The organism is Conyzicola nivalis (genome assembly GCF_014639655.1).
In the GTDB taxonomy this organism is placed as follows: domain Bacteria; phylum Actinomycetota; class Actinomycetes; order Actinomycetales; family Microbacteriaceae; genus Conyzicola; species Conyzicola nivalis.
Genome location: NZ_BMGB01000001.1, coordinates 2,171,229 through 2,195,091, shown reverse-complemented (window position 1 = coordinate 2,195,091; position 23,863 = coordinate 2,171,229). Strand labels below are relative to the sequence as shown.

The 23,863-nt window shown below is 66.2% G+C and carries 24 protein-coding genes; 10 read left to right on the top strand and 14 right to left on the bottom strand.

What is annotated here, in order from left to right; genetic code table 11:
* Window position 1 precedes the first annotated feature (1 nt).
* The 4 genes from IEV96_RS10870 to IEV96_RS10855 are packed head-to-tail and all read right to left on the bottom strand — an operon-like array spanning window position 2 to window position 2,724.
* The gene (locus IEV96_RS10870; RefSeq protein WP_188510615.1) at window positions 2-562 is read right to left on the bottom strand and encodes a dihydrofolate reductase family protein; all 561 of its coding nucleotides are present in this window, start codon (window positions 560-562) and stop codon (window positions 2-4) included.
* 59 nt (window positions 563-621) lie between these two features.
* Complete coding sequence (locus IEV96_RS10865; protein ID WP_188510614.1) at window positions 622-1,077, bottom strand: SRPBCC family protein; 456 nt, start codon at window positions 1,075-1,077, stop codon at window positions 622-624.
* The gene (locus tag IEV96_RS10860) at window positions 1,067-1,426 is read right to left on the bottom strand and encodes an ArsR/SmtB family transcription factor (protein ID WP_188510613.1); all 360 of its coding nucleotides are present in this window, start codon (window positions 1,424-1,426) and stop codon (window positions 1,067-1,069) included. The genes IEV96_RS10865 and IEV96_RS10860 overlap by 11 nt, the downstream gene beginning before the upstream one ends.
* 32 nt (window positions 1,427-1,458) lie before the next feature.
* Entirely contained in the window at window positions 1,459-2,724 is a 1,266-nt protein-coding gene (locus IEV96_RS10855) for a low temperature requirement protein A (protein ID WP_229733248.1), read from the bottom strand.
* Window positions 2,725-2,771: 47 nt separating this feature from the next.
* Here IEV96_RS10855 and IEV96_RS10850 point away from each other — a divergent pair, with 47 nt between their 5' ends.
* Complete coding sequence (locus IEV96_RS10850) at window positions 2,772-3,650, top strand: hypothetical protein (protein WP_188510612.1); 879 nt, start codon at window positions 2,772-2,774, stop codon at window positions 3,648-3,650.
* On the opposite strand, the gene IEV96_RS10845 is transcribed toward IEV96_RS10850, so the two are convergent.
* From IEV96_RS10845 to IEV96_RS10825, 5 genes are all read right to left on the bottom strand, one after another.
* Entirely contained in the window at window positions 3,651-4,067 is a 417-nt protein-coding gene (locus IEV96_RS10845; protein ID WP_188510611.1) for a VOC family protein, read from the bottom strand. It lies immediately after the preceding gene.
* 64 nt (window positions 4,068-4,131) lie between these two features.
* Complete coding sequence (locus tag IEV96_RS10840; RefSeq protein ID WP_188510610.1) at window positions 4,132-5,499, bottom strand: cryptochrome/photolyase family protein; 1,368 nt, start codon at window positions 5,497-5,499, stop codon at window positions 4,132-4,134.
* Window positions 5,496-5,933 carry a MarR family winged helix-turn-helix transcriptional regulator gene (locus tag IEV96_RS10835; protein WP_229733246.1) on the bottom strand — a complete coding sequence of 146 codons (438 nt, stop codon included), beginning with the start codon at window positions 5,931-5,933 and terminating at the stop codon, window positions 5,496-5,498. The genes IEV96_RS10840 and IEV96_RS10835 overlap by 4 nt, the downstream gene beginning before the upstream one ends.
* Window positions 5,934-6,434: 501 nt before the next feature.
* Complete coding sequence (locus tag IEV96_RS10830; protein WP_188510608.1) at window positions 6,435-7,127, bottom strand: SDR family NAD(P)-dependent oxidoreductase; 693 nt, start codon at window positions 7,125-7,127, stop codon at window positions 6,435-6,437.
* Window positions 7,128-7,148: 21 nt separating this feature from the next.
* Window positions 7,149-7,472, bottom strand: coding sequence for a putative quinol monooxygenase (locus IEV96_RS10825; RefSeq protein ID WP_188510607.1), 324 nt, complete (start codon window positions 7,470-7,472; stop codon window positions 7,149-7,151).
* Window positions 7,473-7,496: 24 nt separating this feature from the next.
* On the opposite strand from IEV96_RS10825, the gene IEV96_RS10820 reads away from it, so the two are divergent.
* Window positions 7,497-8,495 carry a helix-turn-helix transcriptional regulator gene (locus IEV96_RS10820; protein WP_308419480.1) on the top strand — a complete coding sequence of 333 codons (999 nt, stop codon included), beginning with the start codon at window positions 7,497-7,499 and terminating at the stop codon, window positions 8,493-8,495.
* 166 nt (window positions 8,496-8,661) lie between these two features.
* Here IEV96_RS10820 and IEV96_RS10815 read toward each other — a convergent pair whose 3' ends face one another.
* On the bottom strand, window positions 8,662-9,150 hold the full coding sequence (locus IEV96_RS10815) for a TetR family transcriptional regulator (protein ID WP_229733400.1): 489 nt from the start codon (window positions 9,148-9,150) through the stop codon (window positions 8,662-8,664).
* Between IEV96_RS10815 and IEV96_RS16695 the strand changes: the two genes are divergently transcribed.
* The 5 genes from IEV96_RS16695 to IEV96_RS10790 are packed head-to-tail and all read left to right on the top strand — an operon-like array spanning window position 9,052 to window position 14,600.
* On the top strand, window positions 9,052-9,867 hold the full coding sequence (locus IEV96_RS16695) for an ABC transporter permease (RefSeq protein WP_229733244.1): 816 nt from the start codon (window positions 9,052-9,054) through the stop codon (window positions 9,865-9,867). The two genes, IEV96_RS10815 and IEV96_RS16695, sit on opposite strands and share 99 nt — an antisense overlap.
* Window positions 9,864-10,709, top strand: a complete 846-nt coding sequence (locus IEV96_RS10805) for an ABC transporter ATP-binding protein (RefSeq protein ID WP_188510604.1) — start codon at window positions 9,864-9,866, stop codon at window positions 10,707-10,709. The genes IEV96_RS16695 and IEV96_RS10805 overlap by 4 nt, the downstream gene beginning before the upstream one ends.
* A complete protein-coding gene (locus IEV96_RS10800) occupies window positions 10,706-11,455 on the top strand; it encodes an ABC transporter ATP-binding protein (protein WP_188510603.1) in 750 nt (249 codons plus the stop codon). Before IEV96_RS10805 ends, IEV96_RS10800 begins: the two co-directional genes overlap by 4 nt.
* Window positions 11,452-13,620 carry a family 1 glycosylhydrolase gene (locus IEV96_RS10795; protein ID WP_188510602.1) on the top strand — a complete coding sequence of 723 codons (2,169 nt, stop codon included), beginning with the start codon at window positions 11,452-11,454 and terminating at the stop codon, window positions 13,618-13,620. The genes IEV96_RS10800 and IEV96_RS10795 overlap by 4 nt, the downstream gene beginning before the upstream one ends.
* Window positions 13,617-14,600: an alpha/beta hydrolase gene (locus IEV96_RS10790; RefSeq protein ID WP_229733242.1), complete on the top strand. Its 984-nt coding sequence runs from the start codon at window positions 13,617-13,619 to the stop codon at window positions 14,598-14,600. Before IEV96_RS10795 ends, IEV96_RS10790 begins: the two co-directional genes overlap by 4 nt.
* Before the next feature lie 263 nt (window positions 14,601-14,863).
* Here the strand turns inward: IEV96_RS10790 and IEV96_RS10785 are convergent, their stop codons facing one another.
* A complete protein-coding gene (locus tag IEV96_RS10785) occupies window positions 14,864-17,983 on the bottom strand; it encodes a DUF11 domain-containing protein (RefSeq protein WP_188510601.1) in 3,120 nt (1,039 codons plus the stop codon).
* A 191-nt stretch (window positions 17,984-18,174) separates the two neighbouring features.
* Between IEV96_RS10785 and IEV96_RS10780 the strand changes: the two genes are divergently transcribed.
* A complete protein-coding gene (locus IEV96_RS10780) occupies window positions 18,175-19,140 on the top strand; it encodes an AraC family transcriptional regulator (protein ID WP_188510600.1) in 966 nt (321 codons plus the stop codon).
* Between the two features lie 220 nt (window positions 19,141-19,360).
* Entirely contained in the window at window positions 19,361-20,920 is a 1,560-nt protein-coding gene (locus IEV96_RS10775; protein WP_188510599.1) for a CLIPPER-2 domain-containing protein, read from the top strand.
* 232 nt (window positions 20,921-21,152) lie between these two features.
* Here the strand turns inward: IEV96_RS10775 and IEV96_RS10770 are convergent, their stop codons facing one another.
* The 3 genes from IEV96_RS10770 to IEV96_RS10760 form a co-directional block, all read right to left on the bottom strand.
* Window positions 21,153-21,707: a hypothetical protein gene (locus tag IEV96_RS10770; RefSeq protein WP_188510598.1), complete on the bottom strand. Its 555-nt coding sequence runs from the start codon at window positions 21,705-21,707 to the stop codon at window positions 21,153-21,155.
* Window positions 21,704-21,937, bottom strand: coding sequence for a helix-turn-helix transcriptional regulator (locus IEV96_RS10765; protein ID WP_188510597.1), 234 nt, complete (start codon window positions 21,935-21,937; stop codon window positions 21,704-21,706). Before IEV96_RS10765 ends, IEV96_RS10770 begins: the two co-directional genes overlap by 4 nt.
* 150 nt (window positions 21,938-22,087) lie before the next feature.
* On the bottom strand, window positions 22,088-22,465 hold the full coding sequence (locus IEV96_RS10760) for a cupin domain-containing protein (RefSeq protein WP_188510596.1): 378 nt from the start codon (window positions 22,463-22,465) through the stop codon (window positions 22,088-22,090).
* 119 nt (window positions 22,466-22,584) lie between these two features.
* On the opposite strand from IEV96_RS10760, the gene nhaA reads away from it, so the two are divergent.
* Entirely contained in the window at window positions 22,585-23,856 is a 1,272-nt protein-coding gene (nhaA, locus tag IEV96_RS10755) for a Na+/H+ antiporter NhaA (protein ID WP_188510595.1), read from the top strand.
* The last annotated feature ends 7 nt before the right edge of the window (window positions 23,857-23,863 follow it).

The following is a 23,863-nucleotide window of genomic DNA, read 5'->3' as shown; positions in this document are numbered from 1 at the left end:
CCTAGGCGGAGAGCGCGCGGTAGCTCAGGTAGACCACCCCGTTGCCGAACCGGCGCTCGTCGACGAGCTCGAGTCCGAGCTTCGCCCGGTCGGGCAGGTACCGGGTGCCACCGCCGACGACCACCGGGCTCACGAACACCGCGAACTCGTCGACGAGCCCGGCCTCGATCGCGGACGCCGCGAGGCCGGGGCCGCCGATAGAGAGGTCGCGTTCTTCGGATTGCTTCAGAGCCCGGATGTCGGCGGGGTCGAAGCCGCGCTCGAGGCGGGTCTTCGGCGTGCTCACCTCGGCGAGGGAGTTCGAGTACACGATCTTGTCTGCCGCCCGCCAGATCTGCGCGTAGTCGGCTATCTCCGCGGGGGATCCCTCGACCGGCATCGTCTGCCACACCCGCATCACCTCGTAGAGGCGCCGCCCGTAGAGGTGGGTGCCGATCGGACGCTCGAGGTCGTTGACGAAGGCGTGCACCTCTTCGTCGGGAACGCTCCAGTCGAAGTTGCCCGCCTCGTCGGCGATGTAGCCGTCGAGAGAGGTGATGCCGGTGTAGATGAGCTTGCCCATGTCGCGCCCTCCGTGTCGTCGGTGACCGAGACCATTCTCGGGAGGGCGCGACGCCCGAGTCAACGACTCAGGTAGGCCTCGATGCGGTCGAACGCGCCCACCCAGGCGTACTGGTTGAAGAAGTCGCGCGTCTGCAGGTCGGGGAATCCGGTCTGGATCGCGGTCATCAGGGTGCCGCCGTCGTTCGCTTCGAAGGTGACCACGACATCGGTGGTCATGGTCTGGCCGTCGGGGGTGCTGCCGGTGGAGGTGGTGACCAGGCGGTGCGGGCGGTCGATCTCGCGGAAGACCTGGGTCTCGGTGAACAGCTCGTCGCGGTTCGGTCCCCACACGGCGGTCTGCTGTCCGCCGACCCGGAGATCGACGTCGATCTCCACGATTCCCGGCTCCTCGTCGAGGATGCTGAACCAGATCTTCTGCTTCTCGGCGTCGGTGTAGGCGTCGAACACCTGCTCGGGCTTCGCCGGAAGCTGGCGGCTCATCGTGAGGCTGATGGTGTCGGTTTCATTCGTCATCGTTCTTGCCTTTCTGTGGTGTGCTTTCTGGGTTGAGGGTGAAGTAGGCCTCGAGCCCGTCGAGTCGACGCTCCCAGAGGCGCTGGTAGAGAGTGATCCATTCCATGAGGTCGTCCAGCCGTTCGGTGCCCAGCCGGCACTCCCGAGACCGGCCGACTTTGGCGGTGGTGACGAGTCCGGCATCCTCGAGCACCTGCACGTGCTTTTTGAGACCGGTCAGCGTCATGCCCGTCGGTTCGGCGAGCTCGCCGATCGTGGCCGGTCCGTCGCCCAGCCGGGCGAGGATGCCGCGCCTGGTCGAGTCGGCGAGAGCGGCGAAGGTGCGATCGAGAATGTCTTGCTGAACCATGTAGTTCAGTGTACGTCACTGAACCGAATAGTTCAACGACGTGATTCGGCCAGTCGCGCGAGAACATCCGCCTCGTGCCGGTAGCCGATCGCCTCGTAGCCGACGACGACGACGATCGGTGCGGCCATCACGACGATCAGTCCGATACCCATCGAGGCGCCGTTCGCGACGAGGATGACGGATGCCGCGAGGGTGGCGAGCACCCCGGCGACCAGGGAGTAGTGGAACGCGTCGATCGCCCGGACGAGAAATGAGTACAGGACGAAGAACGCGAGCATGTACACGAGCACGGGAACAGCGACCCAGTACAGGGCGCCGAGCTCGTCGATCTCGGCGTGGTCTTCGATCACGTACGCGGCGATATGAAGGCCCGCACCCGTGGCAGCGATAGCGGTGTACAACACGAGGTGTGAGTAGCTCCACGCGGTGGCGACCGACCGACGCAGGGTAAGGATTTCGGCCGACGGCATGATGTAGTACGTCCACCACATTCCGAAGGTGAGTCCCACGCCCGCCACGACGATCATGACGGCTTCCTGGCTCCATCCGTCGACCTGGACTATCGCCGACACGGACGCGACGGTGCCGAAGATGCTCTCCCCGAGCGCGATGATCACGAGCAGGCCGTAACGTTCGGCGATGTGACGGGGGTTCCACGGGGTGCCGCCGCGTCGCCGCTCGCCGATGATCGGCCCGAGAATGTCGAGGGTGATCGCAGCGACGAGGACGGGGACCCACACCCACGGCGCGGACGTGCGGGTGAAAAACAGCACGACCCATGCCACCTGCGCGGCGAAAATCATCGCCGCGTAGGTGAGGTTGGTCTGGCGTCGCGCCGGATCTTGGGCGGCGGCTCGGATCCACTGCAGCACGAGTGCGACGCGCATCACGACGTACCCCGCCACCATGATCCCGTTGTCGAACGGGGCTCCCTCGTCGAGTGAAACGAACAGGGTCGGAATGCCGAGCGTCAGCACGAGCACCCCGATCATCTGCACCATGGTGAGCACCCTGAACAGCCAGTCGTCGGTGTCGTAGGCCGAGGCGAACCAGCTGAAGTTGATCCACGCCCACACCACGACGAGCATCGAGAAGGCGAAGGCAGCGAGCGCCGGGCCGGAGTGGCCTTCCGCCACGTAGTGCGCGAGTTGGTCGGCGGCCTGGCCGAAGGCCACGGCGAAGGTGAGGTCGAACAGCAACTCGAGCGGGGTTGCGGCCCGGTGCGCCTGCCCCGGGTCGCGCCCGGTCATTCTGCGCAGGCGGTGGTGCAGGGCGGAGGCGCCGGGCATCGAAGTCATGACCCATAGAGTGGCATAGTGCCCAACGCACGCAAAGCTGGAGATCAATGAGTGCCGAGTACGACGCGTTCGGGCCGTGGATAGACGAAGTGACCTCGCCCGAGGAAGTGCCGCGGCTGTACCGCGACTACCCGATCGACTTTGCCGACACCCGCACGGTGCTGAAATTTCCGCGCGATATCGCCCGCCGTGATGCGACGCCCGCGATGGACCTGTTCGACCATCTGGTGATCGTGACCGAGCGGGCGCTCACCGTCCTGAGCCGTGCTGACGACCGGTACACCGAGGTGTCGGTGCCGCACGACCAGGTCGCGGCCATCACCGACTGGGTCAACCTGCTCGACGCGCGGCTCGTCATCCAGACGCTTGCCGGCGACGTCGTGAGCGTTGCCTACAACGGTTCGTCGAACGACTCGGTGACGGCGCTGGTCGACCAGCTGCGCGAGCTGGCACACCGCGCGGCACCGACCCGGGGCCGTGCCGCGCTCGCCGCGTTGCCCACGCTCGGCCTCGACGATCTGGGCAAAAAAGACGCTCTCATCGTCACCTCCTTCCGCGACCTCGTGCGTCGCGAGCCCGACGTGCGGCTCGTTGCGGCCCGCGGGCGTGAGGCTATCGCGAGCAGGACCACGGCGGCACGCCTCCTCGACCTGGTGGCTCGGCCGACGCTGCACGGTTGCGCGGTCGGTATCAGCGATACCGAACTGCACATCATCGGCCGGCGTGAGTGGATCGTGCGTGGCGGCGCTCCGGTCGTCTCCCGTTCGCGCACGATCATCGCCCTCGGTCTGCTCGGCAAGGCGACCGTCGCCGAACACCCGAAATTCGCGGGCGTGAACGTCGTGACGCTCGCCGCGGGGTCGTCCCGCATCGACATCCCCGCGCCGCAGGGCTCCCCGACGGAGCGCGTGCTGCTGGCCCTCTAGTCAGGCGCCCGCTCCGGCGATGTTCACCATCCAGTTCACGCCGAACCTGTCGGCACACATGCCGAAACTGTCGCCCCACGGGGCCTTCTCGAGCGGCTGCTGCACATCGCCGCCCTCGATCAGCTTGTCCCAGTAGCCGTGCAGCTCGGCGTCGTCGTCGCCGCTGAGCGACACCGAGATGCTCGTGCCCACCGTGTAGTCCATCGAGTTCGGAGTGTCGGCGCCCATCAGCACGAGCCCGTTCGGGCTCTCCAGCTGGGAGTGCATGACTTTGTCTTTCTCGCTGGGGTCCTCGTCCATGCCGAATTCACCGAAGGTGCTGACGGTGAGTTCGCCACCGAAGACCGACTTGTAGAACTCCATGGCCTCGCGCGCGTTGTCGCGGAAACTCAGGTACGGGTTGAGTTGGGTGGGCATGGCACAAACCTCCTCGTAGTTGGTTCCTGCATTCTGGGTCGCGCGGAGGAGCCGCCGCAACCGTCTAGCCCGACGTGGCCTTCATCGTGTCGTAGGCCTTCAGGGCGTCGCGGCGGGACTGGGCGAGGTCGACGATGGGCTCGAGCGGGTACTCGCCGGCCTCGAGCTCGGGCACCCAACGCCGGATGTAGCGTCCGCCCTTATCGAACTTCTGGGCCTGCAGAACCGGATTGAACACGCGGAAGTAGGGCGCGGCATCCGCACCGCTGCCCGCGACCCACTGCCAGTTCGCCGGATTGTTCGCTTCGTCGGCGTCGACGAGCGTGTCCCAGAACCAGGCCTCGCCGACGCGCCAGTCGACGAGCAGGTTCTTGATCAGGAAGCTGGCGGTGACCATGCGCACGCGGTTGTGCATGGTGCCCGTGTGCCACAGCTCGCGCATGCCGGCGTCGACGAGCGGCACACCGGTCTTGCCCTGACGCCAGGCGTCGATCTCCCACTCGGGGGTGTCGGCCCACGGGAAGGCGTCGAACGCCGAGCGGTAGTTGCGCTCGTGCAGTTCGGGGAAGTTGAAGAGGATGTTGTAGTTGAACTCCCGCCAGCCCACCTCGCCCAGGAACTTCGCCGCATTGGCCTGCGCCTCGCGCGGCAGTGCGGCGTGCAGCCGGTGCCAGATCTGCAGCGGGCTGATCTCGCCGAACCGCAGGTGCGGGCTGAGGCCGCTGGTCGCTTCGACGCCGGGTTCGTCGCGGCGGTGGTAGCTCTCGAGAACGTCCTCGGCGAAGCCCTCGAGCCGCTCGTGCGCGTTGTTTTCGCCGGGTGCGCAGTGCTCGCGCAGCCCGCCGGCCCAGTCGGGACGGGTGGGCAGCAGGGCCCAGTCGTCGAGGTCGTCGCTCGCGGCCTCGAAACCGCGGATGCTCGTGGGCGCGTCGAGCGGATCCCTCGCGACGCCCTGCTCGAGGCAGGACTTCCAGAACTGCGTGTAGACGCGGTAGGGATTGCCCTCCTGCGTCGTGATCGTCCACGGCTCGAAGAGCAGGTTGGCGCGGAAGCTCTCGACCTCGCGGCCGTCGTCGCGCAGGCTCGTCTTGAGCGCGGCGTCGATGTCGCGGGACCGGCCGTAACGGCGGTTCCAGAAAACCGCTCCGGCATCCGTCTCGCTCACCAGCTTGGGGATCTCGACCTCCGCGGCTCCCCGGCGCAGCACGAGCGTGCCGCCGCGGGCCGCGATGTCGGCGCCCAGGGAGTCGAGGCTGTGGTGCAGCCACCATTTCGAGGCACCACCGAGAGGTCGGATGCCGCGGCTCTCCTCATCGAGCAGGTAGACGACCACCATGGGCGCATCGCGGGTGACGGCGGCGGTGAGGGCGGGGTTGTCGGCGAGGCGCAGGTCGTCGCGCAGCCAGACAATAGACGGACGCTGGTCGGTCACCGTGCCCCGAGCCGCAACTTCTCGGTGAGCGCGGTGAGCTGGCGCAGCTCGTCGGCGTTCAGGATTCCACCGACGCGGTTGCGGATGGACTCGGCGTGCACGACGGCGACGCGGCGGAACAGCGTGTAGCCGGTCTCGGTGATGCGCACGATCGTGCCGCGGCCGTCGCCCGGATCGCTCTCCTTGGTCACCAGCTGGCGCTGTACGAGCCTGTCGACGAGTCGGCTGACGCTCGGCTGTGTGAGCAGCAGGTGGCGGTTGAGGTCACGGATGCGCAGGGCGCGCTGCGGCTGGCGCGAGAGGTTGAACAGTACGTCGTACTCGTTGAACGAGAGTTCGGCGGTGGGAAACTCGGCGTTGAGTTGGCGGAGGACGGTCACTTGAGCGCGGAACAGGGATTCCCACGCGTCGACGGCTAGCGATTTTTCACTCACAACAGCAACTCTATGCATCCGCACCGACAGGCGCGCAATGGGGGTGACAAGGCGTCATGTTCAGAAATGACCCGTTAAACAGGATTGAGGGTCGGTTTCAGAGGCTAGAAACCGACCCTCTCCCTTGCACCAAGAGTGTCCTGCAATCACATTCCGCATCAGCTGCCACAGCAAACAACTTCTGCTCTTGAAATATATAACGGGAAGGTAACGGAGCGCTAGTTATCGAACCGTTATATTTCTGCGAGTTTGCCGAATGGAACGCATAGCTCCTGAACAACGTCCCGCGACTCATGATCACGTGCCCGAGCCTTTGGTAGTTACGCAAGAAATCCCGAAGAGTTGACCATTCACGAAGGACAGCGTCGAGCGCCGACGATTCATATCCGTCGTCCGGGTGTCCGATCTCGGCCGTAATGACACGTGACCGGACACCCGCATCACTGGCGGGGGGCTCACCGCCCGAGGCGGGTACTCAGAACTAGATACGCGATCGCGTCGTTACCAGGGCAGCGCTCCGTCGCTATCGGTCACCGTTCCGGTCGGAGTGTCAGGGCCGAGGGTTGCAATGTGGACGGCTGCTGCTGCACCGTCTTCGACACTGTGCCCAAGGTGGCCGGTGAACTCGGTTGCGGTCTGGCCGGGGTCGACGGCGTTGAAGCGCACATCCGGCGTGGCCTTGGCGTACTGCATCGTCAGCATCGTCACGGCCGTCTTCGACGATCCATACGCAGCGAGCGCGTACTGGGACTCGACACGCTCGGGGTCGTGGATCAACGTGAAAGATCCCAGTCCGCTGGTGACGTTGATGACCGACGGCGTCGCCGCTTGTCGGAGGACGGGTAGAAAAGCGTTGGTGACACGGACGACGCCGAACACGTTCGTCTCATAGACCGCGCGGAGCTGGTCGACAGTCATGTCTTCGGGAGCCGTGACGTTGCCGAGGATTCCGGCGTTGTTGATGAGGATGTCGAGGTGGCCGGCCTGAGCCCGAATCGTGTCGACTGCCGCGCCGACAGAGGAGTCGTCAGTCACGTCGAGCTGCACGAACGAGGCGCCCAGCGTCTCGGCAGCCTGGCGGCCACGTTCCATGTCGCGGGCGCCGATCCACACGGTTTGCCCTTCCGCGATGAGGCGGCGTGCAGTTTCGTAGCCAACGCCTTTGTTGCCGCCGGTGATGAGGGTGATGGTCATAACTTGTTCCTAGTTCTAGTCTCAGTGCGTGGGGCGGAAGGGACGAAGAAGCGTGATGCCGTCTTCGATAGATCCCTCGATGAGCTCAAGCATCTGCGGGACGAGGTCCTGCATCCGAGGCGCGCTCAGGTGCGCATCAAGGTGCTCCCGGGTCTCCCACCGCTCGTAGATCACGAACGCGCCTGGCCGACCGTCGACCTCGTGCGCTTCGTAGTCGATGTTTCCGGCGTCATTCCGGGACGGGGTGACGGCGGCGGTGATGAACGCCTTGAGGTCGGCTTCCTTCCCGGGCTTCGCTTTGGTTTCCCAGATGACGGTGACGTATCCGTTCGGTGTGGCAGTCATTCTTGTGTTCCTTCTTTGTCGGTTGTGGGTCTCAGCCTGCGCGTCGACAAAGGGGCTAGCCAGAGAAGGATTGTGCTACCCAACCGCAGGAGCAAGTCGGTCTGGCGGCCAGCGTGGGAAAGGTGTTCCTATGCTGAAAATCACCGGGTGGCGCAGAATAGGGCCTTGCCAGCCGACGCCGATACTCTCGCTGGCCTGTTGCGCGCTTGGCGGGGACGATTGCTTCCCAAGGACGTCGGGTTGGAGTCCTACGGGCGGCGACGGACAGCGGGGCTGCGTCGGGAAGAGCTTGCCCAGCTCGCCGGTGTCAGCGTCGACTACGTAATGCGACTTGAACAGGGGCGCTCCCGCACACCATCAGCCCAGATTGTGACAGCCCTCGCTAGAGCACTTCAACTCGACCGCACGGAGACTGATGTCTTCTACCGTGCCGCAGGTTTGGCACCACCCGGAGCAGGGGCCGTCTCCCACCACATCCCTCCGGGCGTGCACCGAATGCTGGTGAGGATGTCCGACCTTCCTCTCGCGGTATTCGCCGCTGATTGGACGTTATTGCACTCGACCCCGCTCTGGCGGGCCCTTTTTGGTGCCCCGTCCGTACTGAGCGATCCCTCCCAGAATCTCATCGTGCAGACGTTCGTGGAGAACAGCATCGTCGACATCGCCACTGCTCACGGCGGCCCCGATGCCTTCGAACGTGCCCTCGTTGCGGACCTCCGCCGAACTGCAGTAGCCCTCAGCGGCGACATGCGCTTCCAAGCCTTCGTCGCCCAGGTCAGAGGGCAAAGTCCTCGCTTCGCAGTTCTCTGGGATGAAGGGCGCGCGGCCGCTCATCAATCAATGGTGAAAACCGTGCACAGCCCCGTCGTCGGAGACATCACCCTCGACTGTGACGTCGTCACCGTCCCCGACTCGGACATCAAACTCGTCGTCTATTCCGCAACCGAGAGAAGTCCCGACGCGCAGAAACTTGACTTTCTCCGTGTCGGGGCTGTCCGAGCGCAGATCCAAGCCGGCCGGTAACCCACAGGCGTCTTCGGGGTGCAGCCGACTGTTCGGGAACATAACAAGCAAGGGTTCGTCACATGGCTTGGCAGCCGGCGTCATAGAGACAATGCGGTGCCGTAGCAATCGAGTGAGGATGTCATTCGCCCAATCACTTGAGGGCAAGATCGCTGGGGGAACGCTCCTAGGTGTCGAAGCCGCGCTCAAGCGCGCGGAGGGCGGTTCGCCAAGCGTCGGCGTCGACGGAGAAGTGGTGTGTTTCGCCGCTTTCTAGGTGCTCGAGGGTCATGGTGTGAAGCAGTCCACCTACCAGTTCGGGCAAGAACCGAACAGTGGCATGCTCCGGGTGCTGGTAGATCACGGCTGTCACTACTTGAGCCATCCGGGCGACCTCTCCCCTGTAGTAGGCGGCCACGCTGGGCTTTTCTAATAGAGCTACTCGAATGCGTCGGCGGCGGATCGTGATGTCATCCGGGTCTTCGGCGCCGTAGGCATCTTTTTCTATCGCCCAGATGAGGGCGCGCACGGGGGCGAGGCCGGAGGTCAGCGCCTGATCGAGGTCGTCGGCTACGTCGTGGAAAACTCCGCCGCTGAACAGGACGGCCTCTTTGCACGAGAAATAGCGAAAGAACGTGCGTCGCCCGACCGACGCCGCAGCCGCGATGTCGTCGATGGTCGTGTTGTCAAAGCCGCGGCTTTCGAACAGATCGAGGGCCGCGGCCCGGATGTCTTCTCGGGTGCGTTCGGTACCGACAACCTCGGCCGCGACGTGTTCTCACGATCCCTGCACGGGGCGGGCGCCAGCGCCGTGGTCGCACTCGTGACAGTGATAGTCGGCGGGGGAGTCGGCATCCTGCTCGGCGTCTGGGCGGGCCTACGCCGTGGCATCGCGGATGCCATCACGGGGCTCCTGACCGATGTCACGATCGCCCTGCCGTCGCTGATCATCGTGGCCACGATCGTCACTCTCGCAGGCCCCAGCCTGCCGACCATCTCCCTTACCATCGCCGCCTTCGCCATCCCCGTCTTCGCCCGACTCAGCCGCAGCGCGACACTCTCCATCGCCACTGAAAACCACGTCATCGTCGCCCGCACGCTCGGCGCGAGCGGCTGGCGCATTCTCACCCGCGAAGTGTTGCCGGGCGGGCTGCCCGTCATGATGCCGTTCGTGCTGACCACACTGGCCACCGCGATCGTCGCCGAGGGTGCTCTCAGCTTCCTCGGATTCGGACTGCGACCGCCAGAGCCCTCCTGGGGTGGGCTCATCGCCGAGGGCCGCACCCAGCTCGCCCTCGCCCCGTGGGTCACCCTGCTGCCCGCCTTGCTGCTCTGCGCCACCATCCTGTCGATCAACGTGCTCGGCGAGCACCTCAGAGAGGCAAAACGATGAACTCCCAACCGATCCTCGAGGTGCGCGACCTCACCGCCACCGTGCTGAGCCGCGGCACCGAACGCACAGTCGTCGATGGCGTGTCGTTCTCCCTCGCGCGCGGGCGCTCCCTCGGAATCGTCGGCGAATCCGGCGCGGGCAAATCGATGCTCATCCGCTCGATCCTCGGCGTGCACCCGCCCGGAGTAACCATGCGCGTGACCGGAAGCGTGCGACTCGACGGGCACGACATGCTCTCCCTTCGCGGACGCGAGCGCCGTAGGGCCCTCGCCACCAGCGTCGGCATGATCCACCAAGACCCGCTGCGATCGCTCAACCCTACGATCAGGGTGGGTAATCAGCTCACGGAGACGCTGACCTTTACGGGCACCGCGGGCCGCCGGGAACGCACACGTCGCGGCATCGAGCTGATGCGCAGCGTCGGGTTCCGCAACCCCGAATCCGAGTCGCGGCGCTACCCCCACGAGCTGTCCGGCGGGCAGCGCCAACGTATCGGAATCGGCGCAGCCTCGCTCACCGAGCCGGCCCTACTCATCGGAGACGAACCGACGACGGCTCTCGACGTCACCGTGCAGAAAAGAGTGCTCGATCTGATGGATGACACACGCTCTCGAACTGGCTCGAGCATGATGCTCGTCACCCACGATCTCGGTGTCGCTGCCGAGCGCTGCGACGAGATCGTCGTGATGCGGGCCGGTCGCATTGTCGAGGAGGGGATCACCGCCGAGGTAATCGCATCCCCCGCGCACCACTACACCCGCGCTCTTCTCGACAGCATCCCGCGTCTCGACGGCCCCCGTCTCCGGCGTCTTCGCACCTCGGCAGACGGAGCACTCTCATGACCACACCTGACGTGCTCACGGTCGACAACCTCGTAGTCGGCTACGGCGAACGGGTCGTCCTCGATGGCGTGAGCCTGAGCGTGCCGGCCGGCGGAAGCGTCGGTCTAGTCGGAGAATCAGGGTCCGGTAAATCGACCTTCGCCCGGGCGATCCTCGGCCTCCAGAAGCCGCGCTCCGGATCCATCGAAATAGCAGGGGGCGAGGCAGACCATCCGGTACAGATGGTGTTCCAAGACCCGATCTCGTCGCTCAATCCGCACCGGTCGACCCTCGACATCGTCGCTGAACCGCTCGCAATCCGCGGGGAAGGCACGCGACGGCAGCGCCGCGACACCGCCCGCGAGCTGCTCGCCCGCGTCGGCCTCGATCCCCACAGATTCGGGGACGCGCGCCCCGCAACCCTGTCCGGCGGCCAGGCCCAGCGGGTCGCGATCGCCCGCGCGCTCGTCGCCCGTCCGACGCTACTGCTCTGCGACGAACCGGTCTCCTCGCTCGACGTCTCCGTGCAGGCCCGCGTGCTCAATCTGCTCGCCGACTTGCGCGAGGAGACAGGGCTCAGCCTCCTCGTCATCTCCCACGATCTTGCTGTGGTGCGCATGATCGCCGACTCCGTCTCGGTGCTCTCCGAGGGGCGCATCGTCGAGAGCGGCGACACCGAACAGGTCATCTCCAACCCCCGACACCCATACACCCGGCAGCTGCTCGACGCAGCGCCACGACTTCCCCGGCTGAAAGAGAACCAATGACGAACACGTTTCCCGAAGGCTTCGTCTGGGGCACCGGAACATCCGCGTACCAGGTCGAAGGGGCATGGGACGTCGACGGCAAGGTGCCGTCGGTATGGGACACCGCGATGCACTCCACGCTGCGCACTCCCGACGGCACGAGCGGCGATCGTGCAATCGACCAATACCACCGTCTCGACGAGGACCTAGCCCTTCTAAAAGACCTCGGAGCCGGTGCCCACCGCTTCTCCGTGGCATGGCCGCGGATCGTGACCGATGCGACCGGCACCGTGAACCAGGCCGGGCTCGACTACTACGAACGGCTCGTCGACGGCCTACTCGAACGCGGCATCGCTCCCGCATTGAATCTCTACCACTGGGACACCCCGCAGTGGATGGAAGACCTCGGCGGCATGATGACCCGCGACTTCGCCGAACACTTCGGTCATCTGGCCGCAGTGGTAGGAGAGCGCATGGGCGACCGGGTCGCGCAATGGTTCACCATGAACGAGCCGACCCATCCCTCGCTGGCCGGCTACGTCGCCGGATTCCTGCCGCCCGCCCGCCGCGAAGGTGTGGCCGGTATGGCGACAGTGCACTACCTTCTACTCGCCCACGGCACATCGATCAGCGCGCTCCGCGCCGCGGGCGTGTCTGGGCAGATCGGCACCATCCTCAGCATGAACGGGGTCGTGCCGGCGACCACGCACCCCGACGACATCGCGGCGGCCGAACGCGCGGAGTACTTCGACGGCCGGCTCTTCCTCGACCCGATGCTGGGACGCGGGCACCTGCCCGAACTTGCCGCAGTACTCGGCGACACGGTGCGCGACGGCGACCTCGAGACGATTGCGCAGCCGATGGACGTCCTCGGGGTGAACTGGTATTCGACGTACACCGTGGCCTCGGCCGAGCGGGCAGCGGTGCACCTCGCCGAGCTTCCACCTCGCGCATCGATGTTCCTGGGCTTCGCGCCGGTCACCGCCGGCCTCGGCTTCGCCATCGTGCCCGCCCCGGGCCTGCCGTGGGGCGGCGCCCACAGACAGCTCACTCCCGGCGGGCTGCGCGGTGCGCTCGACTGGCTAGCTGCCACCTACCCCGAACATCCCGACGTGACGATCACCGAGAACGGGATCGGCTACCCGGACGTGCCTTACGCGAGCGGTGTCATCCATGACGAACTGCGCATCGAGTATCTTGCCTGGGCCATCCAGGAGGTCGCCGACGCGATCGCCGACGGCGCACGGGTGCGGGGTTATCACGCGTGGTCGAGCCACGACAATCTGCAGTACATGGCCGGGTTCACGCAGCGTTTCGGGCTTATCCACGTCGATCCCGACACGCTCGTGCGCACACCGAAGGCCTCGTTCGACTGGTACCGCGAGGTCGTGCGAACCGGCGCGGTGACCGCGCCAGCATCAACGACACCCGGTGGTGACCACGTCGGTATCGACATTTCAGGGGTGCGCAACGCGCGCGGAATCGGAGGGCTGCAAACGCTCGACGGACGATTAGTACGCGACGGTCTCGTCTTCCGCAGCGCCGGCCTGCACGCCATCACCCAGGCGGGCCGCCAGCAGCTTGCCGGGCTCGGCGTCAGCACGATCCTCGACCTGCGCGGTACGACGGAGACAGAGAAAGAGCCTGACCAGTTCCCGGGCGTGCGGGTCGTGTCTCTTCCGCTACACGAACCCTCGGACCCCGAAGCGGGAATCGTGCTGGGTGCCGTGGCTGGCGCGTCCGGCGGTCCGGCGTTGCGCGAAGTTTACCGGGAGATCGCGCTGACGCGGGGGGCTGAGATCGTGGCCGGACTGCGCGCGATCACCTCGGCGGAGGGCGCCGTCCTCGCGCACTGCACAGCGGGCAAAGACCGCACCGGCGTTTTCGTCGCGCTGCTGCTGGCCGCGATCGGCGTGCGTGACGACCAAATCGTCCGCACCTACGCCGAGTCGGTCGAGCGGCTCGGGGCGGAGTTCCGCTCCGAGGTGTCGGGGCTCCTCGGCCTACACGGAGGGGCCACAATCGCCGAAGACACCCTCGACGAACTGCTCGCCTCGCCTGCCGAGCTCATCGAAGACGTGCTGGCGGGCATTCGCCACGACCACGGCACGGTCGCGGCCTATCTGGCTGCACACGGATTCTCGTATGACGAGTTGAGCGAATTGCGTCGAAAGCTGGTGGTGTGAGCGTGCCCCTCGACCCGTACCTTCTCGGTCGAACGCGCCGGATCCCGACCGACCCCGGCTGGGATCCCGACCGCACCAACCCCGACAACGCCCGGATCTATGCCGAGTACTTCACCGACCCCACCGCCTACGAACTACCCGGGGCGGTCGTCATTAGCGACGATGTGGTGCCCGGGCCGCACGATCCGATCCCGGTGCGCATCTACCGCGCGACCAACGCCCACGGCCCGGTTGCGGCGTTGCTCTGGATGCACGGCGGCGGTTTCGCCGGCGGGGATCTCGACATGAACGAGTCGCACGTCACGAGCGCCGAGATCGCCGCCCGCTCGGGCGCGCTCGTCGTGGCCGTCGGCTACCGGCTCGCCACCGACGGTGTGCGCTACCCGGTTCCGCTCGACGACGTCGAGGCCGCATGGCAGTGGCTCGTCGCCAATTCAGACGCGCTGGGGGCGGATGCCCGACGGCTCGCGATCGGTGGCGGTAGCGCAGGGGCCAACCTGGCCGCCGCGACCGTTGTCAGGTTGGGCGCCGCCGACCGCCCGCTACCAGCGCTGATGCTCCTCGCCTATCCGGCCCTGCATTTTCCGCTTCCCGCCGTAGATGACGACGTGCACTCGGTGATGGCCGGGCTGCCGCCCGTTCTTCGGGCCGGTGCGTCGGCGATACGCGCGATGTTCGCCAACTACGCCGGCCGAATCTCTGACCTGCCGCACGAGGTGGTCCCCGGGCACGCAAACGTGCACGGCTTCCCCGCCACGCGCATCCTGATCAGCGAATACGACGACTTCAGGCCCTCGGGCGAACTGTTCGCACTGCAACTAGCCGAGGCGGGCGTGCCGGTAGAAACCCGGCTCGCGGAAGGGATGCTGCACGGGCACCTGAACCGAACACCGGCCCTGCCCGAAGTCTCACGCTCGCTCGATTTCTTCGCCGCCGCATTCACCCAGGCGGGAGCGGGCGTGCAGATACGCCCCGAATAGCTCCTCAACGGAGTTGGTTGTGCAGCACGAAGGGCAGGCTGTCCCTGGGGCGGTGGGTCTAGCGTCACTCATCTGGCCCTGTTGAGACGGGTCGCGTGCCGCTCTTCCGTCGAGCCGGGGCAAATGATCTCTACAGGAACGGGGGACGCGCACCACTGGAGCCTCGAGCGCGGTCAAGCATGCAATGACGAACGTATGCAGAAAAAGCTGGGGCTGGTCCCCGTAGGAACCGGCCCCAGCCGTGTCATTACTGCCGTGCCGGGTTATGCGGCGTCGTGCTGGCGGTGGTGCTTTCGGCGGCGGACCACCAGGAACGCGCCGCCGAGCAGCATCAGCAGCACGGCCGCGCCCGCGGCGGGCATAACGCCGTCGCTACCCGTGTGGGCCAGCACGCCAGCGATAGCGGCGGGAACCGCCGGTGTTGCTGGCGTTGCCGGAGTCGGTGCGGGTGTCGGGGTCGGCGGGACGGGGGCAAACCCGTTCGTGACGGTCGCGGTCGACGGGACCGACGTGATCGGTCCGCCGCCGGGGGTGGTGCCCGACACCGTGGCGGTGTTCGTCAGGTTGCCGGCCTCGAGGTCTGCGGCCACGACGGTGTAGGTCGCGGTGCAAACGAACGATGCGTCGGGTGCCAGCGGGCTGCTGCCCGGGGCGCACTCGAGCGGCGACAACGTGCCACTGCCTGAGAATGCTCCCTCGGTGACGGCCGGGTCGGTGATGGTCGCGGTTCCGGTGTTGGTCACCCGGAACGAGTACGTCACGATCTGGCCGACGGCGGTGACGGTCTGCCTGTCGGCGGTCTTGACGACGGTGAGGGCCGACTCCGGGTCGGTGGGCACGATCACGGTCGACGGATCCGAAGGATCGGTGGTGCCGCCGCCGGGCGTGGTACCGGCGACCGTCGCGGTGTTGCTGATCGCGCCGGAGTCGATGTCGGCCTGCGTCACCGTGTAGGTGGCGGTGCAGGTGACGTCGTCGCCGGGTGCGAGGCTACCCGCCGGGCAGGCGATGGCCGACAGGTCGCCGGATCCGGTGAAGGTTCCTTCAGCGACCTCTGGGTCGGTGATCGTCAGGTTGCCGGTGTTGGTCACCCGGAACGAGTAGGTAACGACCTGTCCGACCTCGGCCACCGTGGCGTCGGCGGTCTTGACGACCGTCAGGGCCGGCGACTGGGTAGGCGTGACGACGGCCGTCGACGGGGTCGACGTCACGGCTGGGCCGGTCGGCGGGGTACCGACGGCCGTCGCCGTGTTCGACACGGTCCCGCCAGCGTCGACGTCGGCCTGGGTCACCGTGTAGGTGGCGGTGCAGGTGGTGAACTGGCCCGAGGCGAGAGTCGTCACCGGGCAGTCGATCGCCGAGACTGTGCCGCTGCCGGTGAACGCGGTCTCGTCGATGGTCACGCCGGTGAGGGTGACGTTGCCGATGTTGGTGACGCGGAAGGAGTACTCCACGGTCTGCCCGGCCAGGGCGACCACGCTCGGGCTTACCGTCTTGAGGACCGTGAGGGCGGGGGCCGGGGTGATGGGAATCGTCACGGTCGACGGCGTCGAGGTGATCGGCGTCGTAGACCCCGTCGGGGTGCCCGTGGCCGTCGCGGAGTTCGTGACGGTACCGGCGTTCACATCGGCCGCGGTCAGCGTGTAGGTGGCCGTGCAGACCAGCTGCGTCCCCACCGCGATCGTCGTCGCCGGGCACGTGATGGCAGGCGAGCCTCCGGTTCCGGTGAAGGCGGTCTCGTCCACGGTCACCGTGTTCAACGGCACGTTGCCGGTGTTGGTGACGACGAAGGTGTAGGTCACCACTTCGCCTGCCGTGTAGCTGGCCGGGCCGCTCGCGGACTTTACGATCGTGATGCCCGGGGCAGCCGCCGTGGTCGGAGTCGAGGTGGTCGACGGGGTCGACGTGATGACGTCGCCGTCGGGCGTGGTGCCGGTGACTGTCGCGGTGTTGTCGACCGCACCGGTCGTGACGTCGGCCGGGGTGATCGTGTACGCGGCGGTGGCCGAGCAGGTTTCGGTCGCGCCGACCGCGAGGCTGGTCTGCGGGCAGGTGACAGCGCCGACCTTCGGGTCGTTGACGGCGACACCGGTCAGTGGGACCTGGCCGGTGTTGGTGACGTCGAAGGTGTACTGGATGGTGTCGCCGGCGTCGGTGAGGCCGTTGCCGTTGACGTCGACCGGCGTTCCAGCGTTCTTCACGATGCCGATGCCGGGGAGACCAGCGGTCGTGGTCGAGGTGTTGTTGCCGGGGGTCGGGTCCTGCTCATTCGATGTGACGGTGGCGGTGTTCGCGACCCCGGAGGCGATGTTCGCCGGGATCGACGCTGTGATCGTGTAGGTCACCGTCGCGCCTGCGACGAGACGTCCGCCGATGCACTGGACGGCGTTGCCCGTCACTGTGCACGCGGCGTCAGGGGAGGTGACGTTAGTGAGCGGTGCGGGCACCGTGTCGTTGACGACGAAACCGCTCGAGTTGCCGGGGCCGTTGTTCGTGACGGTGAGCGTGTAGGTGGCCGTGTCACCCGCGATGAGCGCGGCCGGCCCGGTCTTCACTATCGACAGGTCGGTCGGCAGACCGGGCGATGCAGCACCGTCGTTTTGCTGGCTGGCGGGGCCGTCGCTGGTTGCGACCAAGGTGAAGGTCGGGTTCGCCGACGCGGCGTTGGCGACAGCGATCTGGTAGACGGTTCCGGTCGTGTTTCCGGAGAAACCGAGGTTGCCGTTACCGAACGTCCATGCCGCACCGTAGGGCTGCGCGGAGTTCACGCCGACGGGAAGCGGGAACGAAGTGACCGCGCCCGTGGCGAGGTCGACCCGCCTCATCACCGCCGGGACAGTGGCGGTACCCGACGAGATGGCCCACAAATAGCCGTTGTTCAAAGCGAGGTCCGCCGCGTTCAGAGCTTCACTGAGTGTGATCGTCCGCACGTTCGCACCCGTGGTGGGGTTAGTGACGTACATCGTGGTCGAGGCGCTACTCATGTGATGGAGGTTGCCGTCCGGGCCGAACACGCCCACATTCTGCGACGTGGCGGTGCTTGGCGGTGCGACAGTGCCGGTTCCAACACGAGTCAGGACCCCGCCCTGGCCGATGCGCACAAGCGATTGGTCGGGGAACGCGGTAGTTCCCGATAGCGTGCTAACGATGCCGTAGAGGTAGTTGTCGGCCGTGTTGTATGAGATCGCGTTGTACCCGACCGGGGCTGGACCGCCCTCCGGGGCGAAGACCACATTACCCGCCGCGTCCGTAGCCGCTCGGAACAGCTGCGTAGGGGTCTGCTGTGCGACGAACACCAGCGGGTCGGCCGCGGGGAACGGATCCCCGGGCGCCGCGTAGGCCGCAGGAGCGGCGAGCATCGACGTCGCGCCGAGCGCGGACACGGTCAGAGCGAGAGCTCCGAGCGAAGCAACGACGCGAAGGGTCTTCGACCTCAATCCCGGAAGAGCGCGGACGCTGTCGTCTCTCGTGCGCGCGCGCACTCCTGTCCAACTGAAATTCATCTGATCCCCTAGCTCGTCAACGGCATAACCGCCGCAAAGATCAGTGTTGCGTTAGAACGAGTGTTATTCAGATGCGTCCGGCGAATCCTGCGCTTAATGGCTTCGATCCCTGCGCGAAATGGCTCTTCACCCCCTTGTTTATCCAGTTCGACGCGGGTTGGTGCATGATCGTAAGTGGGGGGATGAATATGACGATGGGGATTGCGGCCGCAGAGAAGTGCGACGATTTCGGATGGCATCCTCGCGGGCACATAGACCCGTCCTTGGTAGCGGAGATCGCGCAGCATCCCCGATTCGGTCTGGGACACGCGTGGTCCCGGTCGGCAGGCTACGCCCTGACCACGGCACCCACGCGGACCTACGCGGTCCTGACTATGGAGGGAGGCTTCGAGCTCGACGTCGACGGGAACACGGTAACGACCGAGGCGGGCTCGCTCATCCTCCTGGACGGTGAAGCACCCACCACGGCGCGCACCCTCACGGAAACCGCCCGCTTCGTCTGGCACCTCGAGCCCACGTTCCTGCACCCGGGACGGTCCAAGTTTCGGTACGGCGAACCGATACCGACCGGCGGCGCACCAGTGGAGGCACTCACCTCCATAACGAACGCCCTGGTCAAAGCCCCGGCGCCTACCAGCGAGACGGCGCGACGTCACCTCGCTCTCTCGTTAGAGAACCTCTTCGGTGCCGTGCTGGAACACGGCACCGGGCGCCACGACAACATGGCGCAGCACCGGGACGGACTCTTCATGGCCGCGATAGTCGCAATCGAAGCCCAATTCCGCGACCCTGCATTCACAGCGGTTCGTCTGGCCAAAGAAACGACTGTGAGCATCCGCACGCTGCAGGACGCCTTCAGTCGCATGGGCACCACACCACGACGCGAGATCGAACGTCGGCGTGTGACCGAAGCCGACCAGGTATCCGCGATCGAAACGATGTCGGCCTCAGACCTAGCTGAACGCGTGGGCTTCACCTCCGCACGGCAACTCAACCGCGCGCGCAGCAGAGCCACAACAGAGAATCCCGCGGAGTAGCCCGGCTGACAGTCTGCAGCGGACGTGTCCGTCCGCCGCTTTCGCTTGGACCCCTTAGTGCACGGAATGCCGCGGCGCCCCGAGCTAGGGGAAGCGAAAGGCGCCGCGGACTCGCTGAGTATGACAGAGGACTCACCCGCTTATCCGTCAGTTTGAATCCGTGGAGCGACGGACGGGTCGACCACTTCGAATCCGCCAGTGCCGTACAGAAGGAAAATAGATGCCCAAGACAACTCACCCATCGCGTTTCGGACACGCGCGGCGGACGGCGACGGCCCAGTTGATCGCGTCGTCGATCGCACTCGTTGCTGCCGGGACCGCTGTGACACCAGCCGCCGCTGCGGTGCAGCCCGCCGCTGTCGCCGAGAACTGTGTAGCGGCCGACATCTTCGTCAACAGCGGTGAGGATCCGCTCGAGCTGCAAAGGTATGGTGTCGCTCCTCTGACGGGTGCGCTCACGCTAGAGAACACGATCTACCTCGACCGACCGTTCGGTGACCTCGCCTGGAATGCCGACGAGACGTTGCTCTACGGCGTCGACTGGGAGGCATCGCAGCATCTGTTCACTATCGACCCCACGACGGGAGCATCCACCGATGTCGGTCCGGTAATGTTCGACGACGGCACGCCGCCCTTCGAAGACAATTGGCTCAACTCGCTCTCGGCGACCGCAGACGGGCGTCTGCTCACCTCCGGCAACGCGTACACAAGCATCTGGTATCTCGACCCGGTGACGGCCGAGCTCTCCGCCGCCGCCGAGTTCCCGATGCTGGCGGACGGCGTCTCGTATCTCGCATCGTCTGGTGACTTCCTCACGCTGGACTCGGGTCTGATCCTGGGGATCGGCCACGACGGCAACTCGCGCAGCTTCCTGGTGCTCTTCGATCTCGCCGCAGGCACCAGCTCGATCGTCGGAGAAGTACCACTCTCGTTCGGTGCTGCGCAGTCGGGAGGGCGCATCTATCTCGCGTCGGCCACCGGCGAGATCCTCTCGATCGACGAGATACCGACCGACCCGTCAGAGGCGCCGGTGCCGGTCACCGTCGAGGCCGCGTCCGATCTGGCCCTTTACGGCGCGACCTCGCGACAGGACTCCGGCATCTGTCCCGTAGCGGCCCTGACCTTCACCAAGGAACTCATCGGCAACGCCGACGCCGATGGCTCGGGGTCCGTCACCCTCGGCGACACGCTGACTTACTCCTTGACGGCGTTGAACACAGGCGAGCTGGCCCTGACAGATGTCGTCGTCGACGACGTGCTCACCCGAGACTCGGAGACCTGCGCGACAGTTGCGCCGGATGCCGCCTGCGTGCTGACCGCGTCTCTCGTTGTTTCGCAGACAGACGTAGATGCTCGTCAGATCATCAACACGGGTTCGGCCCGTTCAGCCGAAACCGCCGCCGTCGAGAGTGCGGTCACGACGTTGGTGACCGTGGCGATCGACCCTGGAACCCCGACGCCGCCTCCCGGCACCCCGCCCTTCGGAACACCGGCCCCGCCCCCCGGAACCGAGTGCACGCCCGGTGAAGGCGGGCTTCCGGAGTGCACGACGAACCCGGTGGGCGACATCCCCCCGACCGAGGCTGCGAATCCCTCATCGGCAGCCGAGGTCGCCGCCGGTAACGAGGTGGCGCCCGTGGCGGCTGGCGCGCTAGCCGCTACGGGCGGAGAGATCGCGGCTGGGGCGCTGGGCACCGGACTGATGCTGCTCGCCGGTGGAGTTCTGCTGGTGGTTCGCCGCCGTCGCGGAAACAGCGAAGGCATTCAGTCGGTCAGCTGATCTGACCACGTGAGCTGCAACCCGCGCAGGATTGTGGGCTCACCCTCTGGTGGTCCCACAATCTGGACGCGATGACGGAATGGATCGAAACCACCCGCTGTGTCCGTCGCTGAACATTGGCGCATCGGCCCGGAATTCCGGGGATGTTCTGCGACTAGCTAACTGGCACAACGCCAAGTTGAATGGCAAGGGACAATGACAGACGCGACGCCTGGGCGGCGGTCCGCCCGGGTCAGGACTCCGTGGAGGAACCCGACCTGCGACGGCGGTTGGCCCGGCGGAACGAGAGTGCGCCGCCAACAATGGCGGCGAGCCCGCCGACCATCCCGCCTATGACTGCGCCCTGGGCCATGCCCCCGAGAAAACCTTCGCCTGGCGTTACCTCGATCGGCGGCGCAGAGATGAGCGGTTGGCCGGCGAAGACGGTGTACGCCATCGCGGCGAAGGTGAGCATCAGGGCCACACCGTAGATGGCGATGGCGACCATGGTCGATCGGGATCCGGCGTTCTCGGCGAGCTTGTGCAGGTTGACGCCCTGTCGGCGCGCGTACCAGGTGGCTACGGCGGACGGCAGAACGGAGAAGACGAGGAGGACCACGGGAAGGAGCACGAGTCCAAAGAAGGAGAACAGTGCCGCGGCAAGGAGTCCGACGTAGAGGCCCGCCGTCAGGCCGAAGGTGCTCGCCTCCATGGACACGGCGCGTTCCCGCTCGTCGCCGTAGGCGGGGCTGTCGAGATCCATGACCCGTTCGGTGAACCGGTCCAAGAGCTTTCGATTGGTGGTCATGTGTTTTCTCCGGTCTCTTTCGTGAATAGCTCTTCGACGGTGCCGCCCAGCGATCGGGCGATACGCAGCGCGAGGTACACCGACGGGGCGTAGTCGCCCTGCTCGATGGCGATAATCGTCTGCCGGCTGACGCCCACGAAGTCAGCGAGCTCGGCCTGCGTGACACGGCGTTCTCTGCGGCGCTCGCGTATCGGGTTCTCCGCAGCTGGAATGACACGATGGGAAGCCATGACCCAATGTTAAGGATCCTTGACATTCAATGTCAAGGATCCTTGACGCAGAGATCACCGGATCCGGGTCGCACGCCCGCACCGCCCCGGGCGCGCGACCGGCGCGATCAGGTCGTTGCCCACCTTCTCGACGCGGAGTGCGTCGCGATATCAGGCGCCGAGCTGCCGCTCGATCGGCACGGTTCCCTCGACCACGACGTCGCCGGTGTGGGCGGTGGTGACCGTCTCGATGAGCACGATTCCGACCTCCTCCGCGGCGACGGGATTGTGCTGGACGCCCTTCGGCACGACGTAGAAATCGCCCGCGCCGAGCGCCACCTCGCGATCACCTTCGAGCTGGATGCGGAGGTTGCCGTAGACGACGATGAACATCTCGTCTTCGTTGTCGTGAGCGTGCCACACCAGCTCGCCCAGAAGCTTTGCCACCTTGACGTACTGGTCATTGACGCGGCCCACCACCCGTGGCGTCCAATAGTCGGAGACCTGGTCGAGTTCGGATCGGATGCTGGTCGGCTCGAGAAGATCCATAACTCCAGCCTAAACGGCGGTAATGTTGCTGCTGGTGTGCCGGGAAGTCTGGTCGGCGGGTGGGTTTTTCGACCGCTCACGATACGACCGACCCGTGAATTCCCAGCGAAGGCAGCAGTGTGACCCACCACAACCCGAACGCGCTCCCCGAAGACCAGGCGCCCCATTCCATCTGGCGCGGCATCCACCAAACCCTCGGCAAAGACACCGTCGGCGGGGCTCTGCTGCTCGGCGCTACCGTGCTCGCGCTCATCCTCGCCAACACCGGCGCAGTCGGTTTCTACAACGGCCTGCGCGACTTCACCTTCGGGCCCGAGGCGCTGCACCTCAACCTCAGTGTCGGGGCATGGGCGGCCGACGGGCTGCTCGCGATCTTCTTCTTCGTCGTCGGGCTGGAGTTGAAGGAAGAGTTCGTCGTCGGCAAACTCCGCGATTTCCAGACGGCGATCGTGCCAATCGCCGCGGCAGCGGGCGGTGTCGCGGTACCCGCGCTGATCTACGTGCTCGTGAACCTCCAATCGGGCGGCGATGCACTGCGGGGGTGGGCTATTCCGGCCGCGACCGACATCGCGTTCGCGGTGGCCGTCATCGCGGTTGTCGGTCGCAACCTCCCCCCGGCGCTGCGCACGTTCCTGCTCACCCTCGCCGTCGTCGACGATCTGCTCGCTATCTCGATCATTGCCGTCTTCTATACGGACGAAATCGCCTTCGTGCCCCTGAGCCTCGCGCTCACCCCGCTCGCCGCGTTCGCGGTGGCCGTGCAGCGCGGCGTGAGGTCGTGGTGGCTCCTCATCCCGCTCGGAGTCATCACCTGGGCGCTGATCCACGCGTCCGGAATCCACGCCACTGTCGCCGGCGTGCTCCTCGGCTTTATGGTTCCCGTGGTCGCCACGAAGCGCGCCCGTGTGAAAGCCGGTGTGGACGCGTCGGGCCGCCAGCTCTACGACGGTCTCGCAGCACACTTCGCCGACCGATGGAGCGTCGTGTCCACGGCCGTCGCCGTGCCGCTCTTCGCGTTCTTCTCCGCGGGAGTCGCCGTCGGCGGCATCGGCGGGCTGGTGGATTCGCTGCAGGACACCATCGCCCTCGGCATCATCGCCGGACTCGTGCTCGGCAAGGCCATCGGGATCACCGCGACGACCTTCCTGGTCACCAGGATCCCGGGCCTGCGCATCGACCCGTCGATCAAGTGGATCGACATGGTGGGCATGGCGTTCGTGGCCGGCATCGGGTTCACCGTGTCGCTTCTGGTGGGCGAGCTCTCGTTCGGGGCAGGCAGCGAGTCCGACGACCACGTGAAGGTGGGAGTGCTCGCCGGGTCGCTGATCGCCGCCACGATCGGCGGGACCATGCTCGCGCTGCGCGACAGGCACTATCGCGCGCTCCGCTGATCGTGGG

Bases quoted from the DNA above. Each gene is read 5' to 3' on its own strand.
- IEV96_RS10870 (WP_188510615.1), bottom strand. From the start codon at position 562: ATGGGCAAGCTCATCTACACCGGCATCACCTCTCTCGACGGCTACATC.
- IEV96_RS10865 (WP_188510614.1), bottom strand. From the start codon at position 1,077: ATGACGAATGAAACCGACACCATCAGCCTCACGATGAGCCGCCAGCTT.
- IEV96_RS10860 (WP_188510613.1), bottom strand. From the start codon at position 1,426: ATGGTTCAGCAAGACATTCTCGATCGCACCTTCGCCGCTCTCGCCGAC.
- IEV96_RS10855 (WP_229733248.1), bottom strand. From the start codon at position 2,724: ATGACTTCGATGCCCGGCGCCTCCGCCCTGCACCACCGCCTGCGCAGA.
- IEV96_RS10850 (WP_188510612.1), top strand. From the start codon at position 2,772: ATGAGTGCCGAGTACGACGCGTTCGGGCCGTGGATAGACGAAGTGACC.
- IEV96_RS10845 (WP_188510611.1), bottom strand. From the start codon at position 4,067: ATGCCCACCCAACTCAACCCGTACCTGAGTTTCCGCGACAACGCGCGC.
- IEV96_RS10830 (WP_188510608.1), bottom strand. From the start codon at position 7,127: ATGACCATCACCCTCATCACCGGCGGCAACAAAGGCGTTGGCTACGAA.
- IEV96_RS10825 (WP_188510607.1), bottom strand. From the start codon at position 7,472: ATGACTGCCACACCGAACGGATACGTCACCGTCATCTGGGAAACCAAA.
- IEV96_RS10805 (WP_188510604.1), top strand. From the start codon at position 9,864: ATGAACTCCCAACCGATCCTCGAGGTGCGCGACCTCACCGCCACCGTG.
- IEV96_RS10800 (WP_188510603.1), top strand. From the start codon at position 10,706: ATGACCACACCTGACGTGCTCACGGTCGACAACCTCGTAGTCGGCTAC.
- IEV96_RS10795 (WP_188510602.1), top strand. From the start codon at position 11,452: ATGACGAACACGTTTCCCGAAGGCTTCGTCTGGGGCACCGGAACATCC.
- IEV96_RS10780 (WP_188510600.1), top strand. From the start codon at position 18,175: ATGCGTCCGGCGAATCCTGCGCTTAATGGCTTCGATCCCTGCGCGAAA.
- IEV96_RS10775 (WP_188510599.1), top strand. From the start codon at position 19,361: ATGCCCAAGACAACTCACCCATCGCGTTTCGGACACGCGCGGCGGACG.
- IEV96_RS10770 (WP_188510598.1), bottom strand. From the start codon at position 21,707: ATGACCACCAATCGAAAGCTCTTGGACCGGTTCACCGAACGGGTCATG.
- IEV96_RS10765 (WP_188510597.1), bottom strand. From the start codon at position 21,937: ATGGCTTCCCATCGTGTCATTCCAGCTGCGGAGAACCCGATACGCGAG.
- IEV96_RS10760 (WP_188510596.1), bottom strand. From the start codon at position 22,465: ATGGATCTTCTCGAGCCGACCAGCATCCGATCCGAACTCGACCAGGTC.